Annotated in this window: 10 protein-coding genes and 1 pseudogene; 7 read left to right on the top strand and 4 right to left on the bottom strand. The window is 64.8% G+C overall.

Annotated elements, in window-relative coordinates:
- Positions 1 to 740: 740 nt before the first annotated feature.
- From QME84_07490 to QME84_07465, 6 genes and pseudogenes are all read left to right on the top strand, one after another.
- Positions 741 to 1,178, top strand: coding sequence for an ABC transporter ATP-binding protein (locus QME84_07490; protein MDI6874109.1), 438 nt, complete (start codon positions 741 to 743; stop codon positions 1,176 to 1,178).
- Positions 1,179 to 1,197: 19 nt separating this feature from the next.
- Positions 1,198 to 1,242: pseudogene (locus QME84_07485) on the top strand (hypothetical protein).
- A 9-nt stretch (positions 1,243 to 1,251) separates the two neighbouring features.
- On the top strand, positions 1,252 to 1,656 hold the full coding sequence (locus QME84_07480) for a hypothetical protein (protein MDI6874108.1): 405 nt from the start codon (positions 1,252 to 1,254) through the stop codon (positions 1,654 to 1,656).
- On the top strand, positions 1,653 to 2,741 hold the full coding sequence (locus tag QME84_07475; GenBank protein ID MDI6874107.1) for an ABC transporter permease: 1,089 nt from the start codon (positions 1,653 to 1,655) through the stop codon (positions 2,739 to 2,741). Before QME84_07480 ends, QME84_07475 begins: the two co-directional genes overlap by 4 nt.
- A 42-nt stretch (positions 2,742 to 2,783) precedes the next feature.
- Positions 2,784 to 3,188: a UxaA family hydrolase gene (locus QME84_07470; protein MDI6874106.1), complete on the top strand. Its 405-nt coding sequence runs from the start codon at positions 2,784 to 2,786 to the stop codon at positions 3,186 to 3,188.
- 5 nt (positions 3,189 to 3,193) lie between these two features.
- Positions 3,194 to 4,363, top strand: a complete 1,170-nt coding sequence (locus tag QME84_07465) for a UxaA family hydrolase (GenBank protein MDI6874105.1) — start codon at positions 3,194 to 3,196, stop codon at positions 4,361 to 4,363.
- Between the two features lie 67 nt (positions 4,364 to 4,430).
- Here QME84_07465 and QME84_07460 read toward each other — a convergent pair whose 3' ends face one another.
- Complete coding sequence (locus QME84_07460; protein ID MDI6874104.1) at positions 4,431 to 4,652, bottom strand: hypothetical protein; 222 nt, start codon at positions 4,650 to 4,652, stop codon at positions 4,431 to 4,433.
- 847 nt (positions 4,653 to 5,499) lie between these two features.
- On the opposite strand from QME84_07460, the gene QME84_07455 reads away from it, so the two are divergent.
- The gene (locus tag QME84_07455) at positions 5,500 to 7,824 is read left to right on the top strand and encodes a hypothetical protein (GenBank protein MDI6874103.1); all 2,325 of its coding nucleotides are present in this window, start codon (positions 5,500 to 5,502) and stop codon (positions 7,822 to 7,824) included.
- Positions 7,825 to 7,900: 76 nt separating this feature from the next.
- On the opposite strand, the gene QME84_07450 is transcribed toward QME84_07455, so the two are convergent.
- The 3 genes from QME84_07450 to QME84_07440 form a co-directional block, all read right to left on the bottom strand.
- Positions 7,901 to 8,494, bottom strand: a complete 594-nt coding sequence (locus tag QME84_07450; GenBank protein MDI6874102.1) for a hypothetical protein — start codon at positions 8,492 to 8,494, stop codon at positions 7,901 to 7,903.
- Positions 8,495 to 8,638: 144 nt separating this feature from the next.
- Positions 8,639 to 12,277, bottom strand: a complete 3,639-nt coding sequence (locus QME84_07445) for a UvrD-helicase domain-containing protein (GenBank protein MDI6874101.1) — start codon at positions 12,275 to 12,277, stop codon at positions 8,639 to 8,641.
- A complete protein-coding gene (locus QME84_07440; protein ID MDI6874100.1) occupies positions 12,274 to 15,402 on the bottom strand; it encodes a PD-(D/E)XK nuclease family protein in 3,129 nt (1,042 codons plus the stop codon). Before QME84_07440 ends, QME84_07445 begins: the two co-directional genes overlap by 4 nt.
- Positions 15,403 to 15,505: the final 103 nt, after the last annotated feature.

The following is a 15,505-nucleotide window of genomic DNA, read 5'->3' as shown; positions in this document are numbered from 1 at the left end:
ACCTGGGATGGGAGGAGGAAGGCTAGGTGGCTGACACAAAATCCTTGACGCTACCGATGCGGCGGACAACAAGGGCTAATGAATGATAAAATTTTAAAGGGATTTACATATAAGAAATTTCGACTGGAAGATCTATAATCCGCATCATCCCCGCGCTAAGCCTGGAAGCCAACGAGTTATCGCGCGAACGAAGGAGCTAGCGAGGAAGGGCTGTATCGCGTTTTGCCTGATTCCGAGCGGAAAGGGCGAAGCTTGCGCAAAGGCCTTCCTTTTTACTACCGGGAGGGTAAATGGGCTCCTGCCCCCACGGGTCCTGGTTCGCCAGCTCGTCCCACCGACATCTGAAGAGTGGATGCCGCAAGATTCAGCTCCTGGACCGGGATGAGGCGCCGCGTGGTCCAGCCTGTGCGGGCGAGGGTGCCGTGGTTTTCCCTTCTCCCACGAGCTCCTGGGGGAACGGAAAGCATTCTTCGGGGATAAGGAAATAGCATCTTGCTCTCCTCATCCCTGAACGCGGATCCCTTAAACTAATGATAGATGCGCATTACCGTATCGGCGGCCCGGGATCCCCAGGCGACCTCCTTCTAAGGAGGACCGGTAATGGGGGTAAAAAAACGGTCCTTCCTGGATCCCAGAAGGGCAAGGCAGGGTATTATGGGCGTGAGTTCCACGGATCGTCCGGGTAGGCGGAAGGAGGTCGCACCAAGTTTTACATCGTCTTCGGCTCCTGGAGGTTGAGGATGCTAGCCGTCAGCGTGCGAGGTTTGAAGAAATATTATGGGGACGTGCGCGCCGTGGACGGCGTGGACCTGGATATAGAGGAAGGAGAGGTATTCGGGATACTGGGGCCCAACGGAGCCGGTAAGACCACCACCCTGGAGATGATAGAGACCCTGCGGGACCCGGACGCGGGGGAGATCTCCGTTCTGGGACTCGATGCCCGCCGGGAGCAGAGGAAGATACGGGAGTCGATCGGGGTCCAGCTCCAAACCACGGTATTTTTCGAGGAACTCACGGTGTGGGAAACCCTGGACCTCTTCGCTTCCTTTTACACCCGGTCCCTTTCTCCCTGGGCGCTCCTGGAGCTGGCGGAGCTGCGGGAGAAGGCGAAGTCGAGGGTGAACACCCTCTCCGGGGGGGCAGCACAAGCGCCTGTCCATCGCCCTGGCCCTGGTTAACGACCCCCGCCTGGTATTCCTGGACGAACCTACCACCGGCCTGGATCCCCAGGCTAGGAGGCACATATGGGAGATGGTGGGACACCTCAGGGAGCGGGGAAAGACGGTGGTCATCACCACCCACTACATAGAGGAGGCCGAGGCGCTCTGCGACCGGGTGGCCATCATGGACCACGGCAGGATAATCGCCCAGGGGGTTCCCCGCGACCTGGTATCAGAGCACGTGCCGGAGAGCAACATCAGCTTTCGTCTCCTTCCCCCTCTCGAGGTGGAGAGGCTGGCGGGACTGGCGGGGGTGGTGATGGCCAGCGTGGACGAAGGCAACTACAAGGTGATCACCACTCGGCCCCAAGAGGCGCTCATGGAGATCATGGCCCTCTGTCGAGAGGAGGGCGTGGAGGCCCACGAGGTGAACATGAGGCGGGCCTCCCTGGAGGACGTCTTTCTCAAGCTCACGGGGAGGACCATCCGTTCATGAGGGCTTTCCTGAAAGTCGTCATCTACGACCTGAAGATGACCCTGCGCCAGCGGGAGGCCGTGTTCTGGCTCCTGCTCTTCCCTATCCTACTCATGGCCATACTCGGGCTGGTCTTCGGCGGCTCGGGGGAGATAAGGCTCAGCGTGGGGCTGGTGGATATTGACGGCTCCCCCGTCAGCCGCGCGGTGGTGGAGGCCTTCGAGGGTATCGATGCCCTGAAGGTGGAGGTGGGGGAGGAGGGGGTGGAGCGCGAGGCCCTCCGGGAGGGGAAGAGAAACGCCATCCTCATCATCCCCGAGGGCTTCGGCGACCGGGTGTCCGCGGGCCGGACCGGCGAGGTGGTGATGCTGGTCAACCGCTCGGAGATGACCACTGCCCAGGTCACCTCCTCCACCCTCAGGGGAATACTGGAGAAGGTGGGGCAGGCGATGACCGGGGCCCCGGAGGTTATCGCCGTGAGGGAGGAGGAAGCCGGCGGTACCAAGGACTTCGAGTACATCGACTTCATGATCCCTGGCATCCTGGCCATGGTCATCATGTTCTCCGGCCTCACCGGTTACTCGCTGGAGATTGCAACTTACCGGGAGAAGGGGATACTGAGGAGGATCAGGGTCTCTCCCCTACCGCTGTCCACCTTCCTGGCCGGCGGCATCGTTTCAGTTCTGCTCTTCTCCATCCTCCAGGCAGTGGTGCTGGTGGCCTTCGGCGTGCTGGCCTTCGGGATGAAGCTGCAGGGCAATTACCTGGGCATGGCCCTGCTGGTTCTCCTCGGCTCCCTTTCCTTCCTGGCCGTGGGATTCCTCATCGCTTCCCTGACCCGCAACTCGCGGAGCGCAGGACTGGCCGCGCAGGCCATCGGCCTGCCCATGATGTTCCTGTCCGGTATCTTCTTCTCCCTGGAGTGGGTCCCGGTGCCGGTGAGGGTCATCGCCCGGTGCCTCCCCCTCTATTACCTGGGTGACGGCCTGCGGGGGGTGATGATAGACGCCGCCCACCTGGCCGATATCTGGGTAGACGTGGTGGTCCTGGTGGGCGTGGGGGTAGCGGCCTTCCTGGCCGCGGTAAGGTTCTTCCGCTGGGAGTGAGGCGTATCGGGGGCGCGCCTGGCAAGCGTCGTGAGTCCGTGGGTGAAGCGGGGGTGGAGCGGGCGGAGGGGGCTGAACCTGCTCAAGGGGATGGGGACCGGCGTGGCCCCGACGCGTGGTTCGACGGGGAGCGGAAGAAGGGGGCTCGATGGGAAGGAGGAGGTCATTAAGGAGGCGGGAAGGATGGAAGTCAACGCCCTGGTCATCAATCCCCGGGACAACGTAGCGGTAGTCCTGAAGGACGTCCCCAGGGGAGGCACGGTGAGACTTGCCGGAGGCGAGAGTCTGCAGGCGATTGAGGACATCCCCTGCAGCCACAAGGTGGCCCTGGTAGATATTCCCAAGGGGACGGAGGTCATCAAGTACGGGGAGATCATCGGGAGGGCCGCCGAGAACATCGCCCGCGGATCGTGGGTGCACACCCACAACCTGGTCCTGGAGGAGTGAGGTAGATGAGCGGGAAAGACACCTTTCTCGGGTATCGCCGCCCGGACGGGAGGGTGGGAGTGAGAAATCACGTGGCCGTCCTCCCCTCCGTGGCCTGCGCCAACGGCGTGGCCTCCGCCATCGCGGCCCGGGTGCCGGGCGCGGTGGCCATGCTCCACGGGCACGGTTGCGGCAGGGGAGGAGAGGACCTGGGACTGCACTACCGCACCCTAACCAACCTGGGGCGTAACCCCAATATCTACGGGCTGCTCCTGGTGGGGCTGGGCTGCGAGGCCCTCCGCGCCCCCTACCTGGCGGAAAACATAGCGGCGTCCGGCAAGAGGGTGGAATACCTGGAGATCCAGGAAGTGGGAGGTTCACGCAAGGCAGCGCGGCGGGGGGTGGAACTGGCACAGGCTTTATGGAACGAGGCGGCCAGAGTGGAGCGGGAGGAGATCCCCCTGAGCGAGGTGGTCCTGGGACTAGAGTGCGGGGGTTCGGACGCCTTCTCCGGCATCACCGCCAACCCCTCCGTGGGCCTGGTGGCCGACTGGCTGGTGGAAAAGGGCGGAACGGTTGTCCTAACCGAGACCACGGAGATGATCGGGACCGCCCACATCCTGGAGCGTCGCGCCGTGGACCCCGAAACCGGGAGGGTGGTGAGGGAACGCATCGAGGCCGCGGAGCGGAGGACGCGGGAGATACTGGGCCCCTTCGCCAACCTGGCCATAGCTCCCGGGAACATGGACGGCGGCATGAGCTCCATCCGGGAGAAATCCCTGGGTTGCATCCTCAAGGGAGGCGATTCCCCCGTCACGGAGGTGGTGGACTACGCCTGCCCTCCCGGCAGGCGGGGGCTAGTGATCATGGACGGCCCGGGGTATGACGTGGAATCCATGACCGGGTTGGCGGCGGCGGGATGCCAGGTCATCATCTTCACCACCGGCCGGGGCAACCCCATCGGATTTCCCGCCGTCCCGGTCATCAAGGTGGCCAGCAACACCCGTCTCTACGAGGCCATGCGTGACGACATGGACGTCAACGCCGGCACGGTCCTGGAGGGGAGGTCCCTGCGAGAGGTAGCCCGGGAACTCCGCGAGTTGCTGCTGCGCGTGCTGGGGGGCGAACCCACCCGGGCGGAGGTCAACCACCAAGAGGGCATCCTCTGCCTGTATACCACCACCCCTTCGCTTTAGGGCGGAAAAGGGGAGGGCAAGCAGGGTGGAAGCGAATCCTTCACCACCGGGCCGGTGCCCCGGAGGCTCAGAGGCCACATATCTTCTTCAGGGTCTGGTCGCCCCGCGAAGGATCTCCCTTTAGCCGCTGGAAAGGCAAACCGGGAGGAGAGGGAAGGTCGGCCCTTTCTTCGTCTCCTTCGCCCTTCTCCTCCCGGTGGTGGCTGAGCCCCCGCAGCAACGTGCGCAGGATCACCGGACGCTTCAGCACCTTGTTGAAGAAGAATCCCTTCGTTTCCCTGTTTTGCATCCCTCACTCCTTCAACCGCTAGGCTCATGAATAATATCGTTGTTCTTGTCTTGTATGTTTATGCCTGCGGTGGAATCGTAACAGGATATACATTTGGCGGTAACATGTTCGTCACATGGGAGAGGCAGGGATGGGCCAGTAGAGGCCAGGAGCGGGCAACACCACTCCTCGACCTGGCGGGGAGGGGCCCTGGAGGCGGGGGAGCGATCAAGGAAGGCGTGGCGCTGATCACGGAAAGTGTCTGGATGGAGGGGCAAGGAGGAGGTCGGTAAGGTAGAGAAGGATTTACAGAAAGGATGGTGTTATGGCCGGAGGGGTTGAAAACGGTCAACCTCCGGATAAAGGATCGGGGATAGGGTTATGGGAACACGACCATGGGGTTGGGATCCACCCTGGAGCTTTTTCGGGAGAGAGGAAGAGGCCGCACTTGTATCGGGTATCGTCCGGGAGCAGGGGAAAGGCGGTATCGCCTCCGCTTCGTATGCAGCTCGCGGGAGAGGGGATGGAATCAGGCACGGCATCCTCCGCGGTGGGGAGGGGACGCCCGGCAGGGGGTCGGATGCCGGAAGGCGAAGATGAAAATGTTTTAAAGGCCGGTGTTGGACGAATGAGGATCGTGGATAGGAAAGTACGGAAGGGCCGGGACTGGTTACCGGGATGGGGATGGGAAGGTAGCGGCAGGGTTCTTTCCAGGGGTGGTAGTAGACGAGAGAGGGTTTATTGAAAGACGAGGTCGAGCGAGCCGGGGACCCCTGCCCGGGATAAGCGATTCGGGTGCGTTGGCGGATTGTCCGCGATTCCGGTGGGTGAAGAGGGGAAGGGTGAGGAGTTGAGGAGTGGCGGAAGCTTGAAAGTAAAGTCGGCGGGCCGGGTATTGGCCGTGGTCCTCTGGCTGGCCTTCTTCCTCGCCTTGCCCCCGTTTTCGCCTTCCCCCCGGGCGGAGGAATCTCTCCAGGCCCTACTGGTCATGGCCTTCTCGGCCGGGGACCCGCTGCGCCAGGCCGCGGAAAGCGAACTTCAGGAGACGGTGGACACCCTGGAGGAGTTCGGCTTCCAGGTCTCCCTGCTGGATACCTATAACCCTGACGGCACCGTGTCCTCCTGTCCTCATTACCGGCTGCACCGCCACCTGGAGGACAACCTTTACCAGCTGCTCATCTACTACGGGCACGGGGATGCCTCCCGTTGGGCCTTCTGTCTCCCCCAGGACCCCGCCTGGGTGGGTAGGACGGATACCGAGGAGGGATATTACGAGACCGTGGAGTTCGGGGACCTCCGCTCCCACTGGCAAAAGGACATCAACCTGGCTCCCCGGGCCATGGTCATCCTCCGGCACACCTGTTATGCGGCGGGGCTGGAGGTCGCGGACATGCAGAACGGGGCTCCCCTGCTCCCTGACGCGGAGGTTGCCAGGAGGATAAACGAGTATTCCTATACCTTCCTTCAACCCCGGACCGGAATAGTCTCCTACACCGCTTCCGCCAGCTACAACTTCACTCCCTCCTACCTGAAGAGCATCTTCCGGGAACACTCTCGACCGGTGGGGCAGGTGACCGTCCCCGACCTCTCCGCGGACTACGCGGCCGGGAGCGGGTACCGGCTGCTCACCGGGCCCCATTATTACCTCGGTTCTGCAGGTTGCGTATACCGCAAGAACCGCATGCCGGGTTCCAGCAACACGCAGGTATGGGGGCAGGCGGCCTGGGCCGGCAATCCCCAGGCCACTCCCTCCTGGATATTCGGCCGGGTGCCGGGGGACAGGAACGGCGACGGGGACAATACCGACCTGGGGGAGCCCTGTTTCCCCCATGACAGCCGGGACATCTTCATGGCCGAGGATACCTCCTATGGCTTCTTTCCCTTCCTCTGCATCGCCAACCCGGAGCCCGCAGGCACCTGGGCCAGGATCACCTTCCTGGACGAGAAGAGCGAATACCTCACCGTGTACCGGGAGGTTCCCGGTCTCTCCCGGATAACCCTGGACTGCAACGCCAACCGTTACCTCAGGAACAAGAACCTCGCCGTGCGGGTGGAATCGGTGGACGGGACACCCCTGCTCGCCGAGCGACCCATGTATTTCCGTTACGCCGGATGGATGGACGGGGGCTCGGATTCCTTCGGGACCCCGGAGCCCGACGATACCTGGTATTTCGCCGAGGGTTACACATCCGACGGCCTGCCCTTCCACGAATATCTCTGCGTGGCAAACTTCAATTCCCGGGAGGCGAGGTTGAAGCTCACCTTGATGGGAAATCATGGCAGCATCCTTTCCCATGAATATATCCTTCCCGCCTGCTCGCGCCGCACCTTCCTGGTCAACAGCTATCTTCAGGGCGAGGTTTCCGCGGTCCTGGAGGCCGACACGCCGGTGGTGGCCGAGCGTTCCATGTATTTCCAATACCGGGCCGTGAAGGGGTCCTTCGTCGCCGACGGAGGACACACGAAAGCCGGGCTGACCTCGCTCTCCGACACCTGGTATTTCGCGGAAGGCCACGTGAGCCAGGATTTCGAGGAGTGGCTGTGCCTGGCCAACCCGGGGGAGGAGCGGGCCCTGGCCGACGTCCACCTTGTCACCCCGGGGGGCAAGATAGGGCCGTGGCGCGTGGAGATTCCCGCCCGTGGGCGTGCCACCCTGATGGTCAACCGATGCCTGGAGGGTACCGTTGCCTCGGACGTCTCCGCGGTTATCCGGGCGGACAGGCCCATAGCCTGCGAGCGGGCCATGTACTTCGTGTTTAACGGTTTGTGGGACGACGGGCACGTGGCTCCCGGCACGCCGACACCTTCCAATACCTGGTATTTCGCCGAGGGTTCCGCCTATCCCGGAATCCAGGAATACCTTCTGGTCATGAATCCCGGAAAGGACGAGACTCTGCTGAAGGTCACCTACCTCCTGGGCCCCGGTGAAGGGACCCGGGAAGCTGTCTACCGACTGAAGGGGGAACAGAGGCTGAGCCTGAACGTCAACGCCGAGCTCTCCTCCCTGGGCACCCCCGCGCAGGTGGCCGTCATCATCTCCTCGGACCGGCCGGTGGTGGCGGAGAGGGCCATGTACTTCGACATGGGAAGGGGAGGGGATGGGAGGGAGGCCATTCGCGGGGGTCACGTCTCCCCGGGAGTGAACGGCGGTAGGCCCGCGTGGTACTTCGCCGAGGCCTATACCGGCCGCTGAGCCCGGTGAGGTTCCTGTTCACATTCCCGCATGGACCGGGTTTTCCGGCGGAACGCGGAAAAATACTTAATTCCCGTCAGTAGTAGGGGTACCAGGGCGGAGGCTCGATACCGGTCCCGAAATCCACGCCGTACCAGCCCGAAGGCCCTTTCCTCACGATCACCAGGGCGTGCTCCAATATCTCGTTGGTGCACACGGCTATCCCGGCCGCCTCGTCCCCATGGATGACGATGTCCTGGATGCGGAATTCCAGGCCTGAGGAGGAGCAGAACTTGGCGAAGGCGAGCATCGCCGCCTCCACCTCCGCCATCTCGTCTCCGCTTTCCTCGCCTTCTTCCTCCCTTTCGGCGGCTTCGCCCCGGGCTCGCGCGTAGCCCTTTTCGTAGCCCTCGAGGAAACCATCCCGGTAACCGGAAGCGTAGTAAGGGTCCCATCCGGGGTCCGTTTCAGGTTGGGGGTCGTGGGCTCCCAGGCCGCCGTCCGCGTATCCGCGTTTGTAGCCTTCCCGGAAGCCAGCGCCGTAACCATCCTGGTAGCGTGGGTCGGTCTGCAGGCTCCCGGAATCCTGTCCCCGGGTCCCTTCCACCTCCGTTCTGGAGCATCCGACGAGGAGGCCGATGGAAAGAAGGAATACCGAGGCCGGGATGAAGATTAACAGGCGATATTTCATTTTACCTCCCTTGTTCGTCGCCGGACCTCGCGTATTTATCCATCCATCATCCGGTCCGCGGATGCGCTTGCATGCTTTAACTGGCCGGGCTTGTCGCCGGACTTCACGCATTCCTTTATCCATCATACCCCGTGCATGGAAAGATCAACCTGCACCCCGGCCATCCGCCACGGGCCTTAAGCGATACACAAGGTCAGGCTCCAGCAGGTAGATGAAGGCCTCCTTAACCCTTTCCCCGAGCATGCGTTCCCAGGCGGAGGCGTAAAGGCGGACCTGGGGGAGATACCTGCGTGCCGTGCGCAGGGGATCCCGTGAGGCCTCCCGGTCCGTCTTGTAATCCACCAGGACCCAGCCGTCTTCCTCCCGGAAGGCGAGGTCCACTACGCCCCTGATCAAGGTGGGGAGGGGGAAGGCCTTTTCCTCCAAGTAATGGAATGGCACTTCCACCAGCCTCTGCCGGCTGGCCAGTGCCCGGGCCCAGAGGGAGGAGGACCTTACCCTTTCCACCAGTCGCAGCGCCTCAGGCGCCAGCTCCGGGGCCAGGTCTCTCTCCTCCAATAGGGCGGTGGCCAGGGTGGGCAGGCCCTCGGGGGGACCTTCCGCGGCCGCCTGGAGGAGAAGGTGGACCACCTCCCCGAAGTCCGGCCCATGAACATCCTCGCCGGGTTCCCCATTCTGGGAGGATTCTCCTACGGTGTCCCGGGTTCTCATCTCCTCGCCTCGCCCTTTCCCGCCCGAGGGGTCGGGGGATCCGCGGGAGAAGGGGGGATGCCGAACCCCGCTTTCTGATGGGGCGTTGCCGCTGGCAGGAGATGGTGGCGTGTCCAAGGGGGCCTGGCAATCGGCCCTCGTCCTCTCCTGCCCTGATAGGATGGTGTCGCCGGGAGGAGATGGCGACCGCGGGCTTTCCTCCAGTTCCAACCACGCCTCCATCTTGCCCGTCTCGGGTAGGATTTCCCCCTGGGGGGTACGGGCCAGCCCCCCGGCGGCGAAAACCTGGTAAGTGGGACGGAGGAAAGATTCCCGCCTTGCGGCGGAAGAGAGGACGAATTCCTCCACCCGCGGCACCTGGTATTTCGGCGAGGATTCCTCCTTCCCCTCCGGGGAAGAGAGGTCCGGAAGTTCGGGAGCTTCCTCGAGGTGCGGGGCGAAGTGTCGCCAGGGATGGTTGGCGTCGTTTCTCTCCCGGACCGTTATCACGATGGCACTGGAGGCGCGGGTGGCGGCCACGTACCTCAGCCGGAGGGCCTCCGCTTCCAGGAAGCGTTGCTCCCTGGCTTCCAGTTCCTCCCAGCCCGCGGGGTGGGCCAGGACTTGCCGTTTATAAGAGGAGATATCGCGAAGGATGGCCAGGTACCCGCGGGTGCCGGCGGGCGATCGATCCACGTGCCTCTCCACACTGGTGCTTCCCCCTCCGCGGACCCCGGCCAGGAAGACCACCGGGGCCTCGAGCCCCTTGGCCTTGTGCAGGTTCATTACCCTTACCGCCGGGGGCTCCTCGGAAAGGGCGGATATCCCATCGTAGCTCTCGCGGTTTTCCGCCAGGCGCCCCAGGCGGTCGAGCAGCCGGGAAGTGGTCCAGGTCTCCTCCTCGGCCTCCCTCAGCACCTCCAGGGCCTTGGCCAGGCTTCCCGCCTGTACGTCCCCTCCCGGTCGCAGCGCGGCGGAGACCGGCAGGCCGAGGTCGTCGACCATCCTCTCCAGGGCGGACAGGAGGGGGAGGCGATGAAACCAGCGCCTGTATTCTCCCAGGCGATCGAAGGCGTCACCGAAGAGCTCCCGCAATTCCGGGTCCAGGGTGGAGGGGAGGGAAGCCAGGTAGGAGAAGACTCCCCCCGCCTTCTTGAAGGCGTAGAGCTGGGCGTCGCTGAACCCGAAGAGCTCGCTGCGCAGGACGGCGAGCAGGGCAAGGGAGTCATAAGGCCGCAGGACCGCTCGCAGGCAGAGGTGAAGGAGCCGGAGCTCCGGCACCCGGTTCAGGGATTCCCCCCCGCTGACCCTGCAAGGTACGCCGTGCTCCTGCAGCTTTTCAGCGATGACGGCGAGGTCCCCCTTCTGGTAGGTGAGGACCAGGAAGTCGGAGGGCTCGGCGGGACCGCAGCTCCAGAAAGGCTCCTTGCCGGTGCGGCGCAGGACTTTCAACCCTCCCGAGCAGGCGCCGGCGATGAAACGGGCGATACGATCGGCGAGATAGGGGAGGGCCTCCTCGGTCCGGCCATGTTCCCCCGGGATGGTAAGCCGGTATATGCCGCGGAAACCATCCTCCGGGACTTCCGGGAGGGCGGGGAACAGTTCCACGTAGGCGGGCGAGAACTCGGTGGCCCGGGAAGGGAACCCTCCCGCTTCGTCCGTATCGGGGTCCCCGCCTCCCTGCGGCGAAAAGACGGAGTTCACCCAGTGCGTGATCTCGGGCAGGGAACGGAAGTTGGCGGCCAGGTTGAGGACATGTCCTCCACCTCGTTGCACGAGCTCCTTGACCTCGTTGTAGATGGAGATGTCCGCGCGGCGGAAGCGGTAGATGGACTGCTTGGGATCACCGACCAGGAAGAGGGACCCGGGACGCGGGACGCACTTCCGCCAGTCCCTTTCCTCTGGATCAGTGGAAACGAGCAGGAAGATGATCTCCGCCTGCACCGGGTCGGTGTCCTGGAACTCGTCCACCAGGAGGTGGGTGAAGCGTCCCTGGAGCTCCTTCCTGGCCGCGGGGTTTTCCCGCAGCAGGCGGGCCGCCTCCACCAGCAAGTCCTGGAAGTTGAGCAGCTTCCTTTCCCTGCGCATCTCGTCGTAGACGCCGCGCGCCGCCTCCAGCACCTCCAGGCACAGGGCGTAGCGGGATTCCCGCCACCGGGAAAGGGCGGGCCGGACCACCTCGTCGCGGAAGCTCTCCCAGCGCTCTTTCTCCTCCTTGGCTTTCTCCCCGCTGAGGCCGGCCCTTTCCCGCCACACCCGTTGTACTATGGAGACGCTCCTGTCCAGGTGTTCCAGCGCCTCCATGAGCTCCGCCGGTTCTTCCAGCCGGTAGTGGGAGATGACGCGGGGGAGGCGGCGCAGCAACGGGATGAGGGTGTCCCTCTCCGCGTCCCGGGGAAGGTAAGGGGCCAGCTCCTCCACGTGGCGGAGGTAATCCCTCAGCCCTTCCCGGACTCTTTCCAGCATGGCGAGGTCCACGACGTCTTCGGGACGCGGCCATTCCTCCACGTCGGGAAAATCGGCGTAGGAGAGGAAAGCAGACTCGAGGTCGGAGAGCTGCAGGCCCTTCTCCTCCAGGCGGGCGAGCAGTCCCCGGTCATCCCCCAGGAAGAGCCGGTTACTGAATTCCCGCCAGGCCTCCTCGCGCAGGAGCCGATCCTCCAGGTCGTCGATCTCCCGGAACTCCAGCCCCAACCCCGCCTCCAGCGGCCTTTCCCGCAGGATGCGCGCGCAAAAGGAATGGATGGTACCGATGAAGCACTGCTCCGCTTCCTCCAGGGCACGTTCCAGCCTTTCTCTCTCCTTCCCGTCCTCGGCTTCCCGCCAGGCCTGTTCCAGGGCGGACAGGAAGCGGACGCGGATCTCCGCCGCCGCCTTGCGGGTGAAGGTGACCGCCGCCAGGTGCCGGACATGGCGGCAGGAGCCGGAGCGCAGCAGGGCCAGCATGCGAGCAATCATGGCCGAGGTCTTCCCGGTTCCCGCCGCCGCCTCCACCAGTAGGTTCCTGTCCAGGGCGGTGACGATAAGGGAACGTGCCTCCACGTCCGGGGGCGAAACCTCGGCCCGTGTCCCGTGGCCTTCGGGAAACTTCATCGTTTCACCTCCCCGTACCCCCTCAGCCTTCGCAGGGGTTCCAGCATCTGGTTGGCGGTATTTTCCAGCTTCATTCGGGCGGACGCCGCCGCCTCGTCCGGGTCCCCCAGGGCGGGCAGGAAATCGCTGTATCGCATGTCGTTGGGATCGTCGCTGGCCGGGAAGCAGCCCGCGGCCAGGGAGAGGTAGAGGTCGTGGAGTACGCGATCACCCTCGGAGAGGAGGTCGGATTCCCAGTATATGCGTTCACCGTGCGCCCGCGTGCCGGGGAAGAAGTACTCGAAACCGGCGACCCTGGCTTCCGGGTGCAGACCGCGCAGGCAGTCCTCCGCCATGACCTTGTAGAGGTAGTTCTGGACGAACCTTCCCTTGCCGAAGGGATCCGAGGGGTCGTAACCACCGCTGGAGCCCGTCTTGTAGTCACAGACCAGGAAGGTGTCGGCGGTGCTTGCCCGTACCCTGTCGACACGGTCGATGCGGCCGCGCACCCGGATACGCTCACCCCCGGGGAGACGGATCTCCAGGGGTTCCGCCCGGTCTATGGGATTGCCGAGGCCTTCCCTTTCCATGCCTACGGCCACCTCCAGGTAGACGGGTTCCCTCTCGCGGCAGCAGAGTTCCTCCTCCTGCAGGAAGATGCGCGCCGTCCTCTCCAGCTCGCGGACCTCCTCCTCGAGGGCCCGGGGGGAGGGGGGAGGCTTCATGCGGCACCACCGCGCCACCTCTTCCCGGAGTATATTTTCAAGGATATGCCAATCACCTTTGGTACTCGGGCTGCGCCCCTCGGCGGACAAGCCTTGGTGGAACCTCCGGAAGACGGTGTGCAGGAGGTTCCCCCTCTCCAGCGGGGAGAGCCAAGTCCCCGGGTCGTCGCCGTATTCCTCCGGGGGGGTGACCTCCAGCACGTAGCGGAAGAAGTACTCTAGGGGGCACCTGCCATATGTTTCCAGGCGACTGGCGGAGACCACCGGGCCGCCCTCCGCCCCCGGGTCCAGGTCGCGGCCCGCCTCCGGCACGTACCCGTCGTAGGCGGTGAAGTTCTCCCCGCACCGGGCCCGGGTGGCCTGGAGCCCCCGCCACAGGTGGGGAAAGTGGGCCGGGAGGATGATACCGGGGACCGGGTCGTGTAGCGATCCGCCCAGGGCGCTGAGCCACCACTCGGAGGGGAGGAGGGCGTCTTCGGGGTCCCGGGCGGCGAAGGAGGCGGGGTCCGCCAGGTGGAGGAGAAGGTCCTCCTGGGTGGCGGTAAGGGACCCGGTGAGAAGGCGGAAGGAGGTCACCAGGGCCTGGGAGGGAAACATCTCGCGGTCCTCGGTCACCTGGTACCCGGAAAAGGAGAGGGCGACCTTTCCCCGCAGACGGGAGAAGAGCGAGGAGAGTTCCTCCAGGGACGCGGCCAGCCTGTCCGCGGCCGTGGCCAGCGAGGAGGACAGGCTTTCCCGCTCGCTGTCCAGGAGAAGGGGATCCTGCAGTCCTGCACCCGGGAAACGGCCGTCGTCCAGCCCCAGGATGAAGGTCACCGGCCTTCCCGAGGAACCGCCGCCTCCCAGGGGAGCCACGTGCAGGCGACCCGGACGGGGGCCTTCCCCGAGGACCCTGGAGCTCCGGACCAGGTCCTCCAGCCAGTCCAGGGCGGGAAGGGAGTCCGGACCGGAACCCTTGATGGAGAGTTGGAACTCCCGCACCCGTCTCCGCAAAAGGTGCAGGGCGAACTGGTCCGCCTTGTCCAGGGCACGCACCCACCGGGAGAGCAGTTCCTCGGCTCCCCGGAGCAGTCCCGGCGCGTCGGAGGGATCCCCGGGTACGGTGGCGAGGAGACCGGCGCACAGTCCCCGCAGGAGCTCCATCTCCCCCGGTCCGGGTCTCAAGGCGGCCGCCGGGCTGGGCCCGTTCTCACCCTCCGTTTCCGGAGGGGGAGGGATTTCCGCGGTCGGGGATCGGAGGATGAGGTCGTAACCGTCCCTCCCCCGCGGGATGGGAAGGGCTCGGAGCAGGGCGGCCAGGCGGTCGAAGCGGCCTTCATCTTCACCCTCGGCGGTGATGTGCAAAAGGCCGTCCTGGACCAGCTCCGCCAGGCGCTGCGGGGAAAGGTCCTCCTGGAGCCATCGTATCCATCCCAGCAGGGCCCGACCCGGCCGGGTGAGGCGCAGGGGAAGCCCCTCGGCGAAGGTCGCCGGCGGATCCCCGCCCGGGTCCGGGAAGAGAAGGGAGCACAGCTCGAAGACGCGGGGGACATAGGTACCGTAGTCGGTGTGCAGGATCTCCACGCGGTCGGCGGGTATCCCCTCCCTGAGACAGCGGCGGAGGACCTCCCGCACCTCGTTGGTCTCCCCCACGGCCCGGAAGATGCGCACCGCCCCGTCCCCCGCGGGAGGAGGAGCCTGGTGGGGTCTGCCCAGCCAGCCCAGGAGAGCCACGTCGCTTCCCTCCTCTCCGGGAGAGCCGGGACGGTCCACCTCGAGGACCTCCTTCAGGGGAGCTGGTATTTTCTCCCAGAGCTTCCTTTCCAGTCCCACCAGGTCCGATTCCAGGTCCCCGGGGGCGGCGATGCGCAACCCTTCGGGCCAAAAGTGGTTGCCCCGCTGGAGCGCCTGGCGGGCCATCCGCAGCACGTCGGCGTAGTCCACCAGCTTCCGCCGTTGAAGCTCCTCCTGCAGCCCGGCGAGCAGGGCCTTGAGTTCATGTCCCTTCCGTGGAGGGGAGAAGGCCCGGGTGTCCAGGTCCTGCGGGCGCAGGCCTGCTTTCCTGAGGTCGGATAGGGTCCTGCGCACTGCCCGCACCAGCTCGGGTTCGAGCCGGTCCCGAGGGAGGTAAGCGTCTTCCGGGAGGACGCGGGAGAGCAACTCCCCCACCAGTAGGTCGTATTCCAACCCCTGCACGTAGCGTAGCCCCTGGTCCTGCATGGCCCGGGACGCCAGCCGCAGGGCCAGCGACGGCAAGGTGAAAAGGCGGAGGTTGAACACCGCAACCCCTCCCAGGGCCACGTTCTCCAGCCACTGGTAACCCAGGCGGTAGCCGGGCACCAGCAGCCATTTCTCCTGCGTGGGGAAGCGCCGGCAGAGGTCCGCGATGCTCGTGACCAGTCGATTGGCCCGGTTTTTTCCCCCCGCCTCCAGGCGGATCACCCCCTTTCCGGTTTCCGGCGGCTCGCACGCGTACCATAATAGGCGTGGGGGATGACAGAGGCGTGGGGGGATGACAGGTGTGCCCGCATCCTTATCGACCGAG

The organism is Actinomycetota bacterium (assembly GCA_030019255.1).
Lineage (GTDB): Bacteria > Actinomycetota > Geothermincolia > Geothermincolales > RBG-13-55-18 > Solincola_A.
Note: the sequence above shows the minus strand (reverse complement) of the source record. Positions and strands in the feature narration are given on the sequence as shown.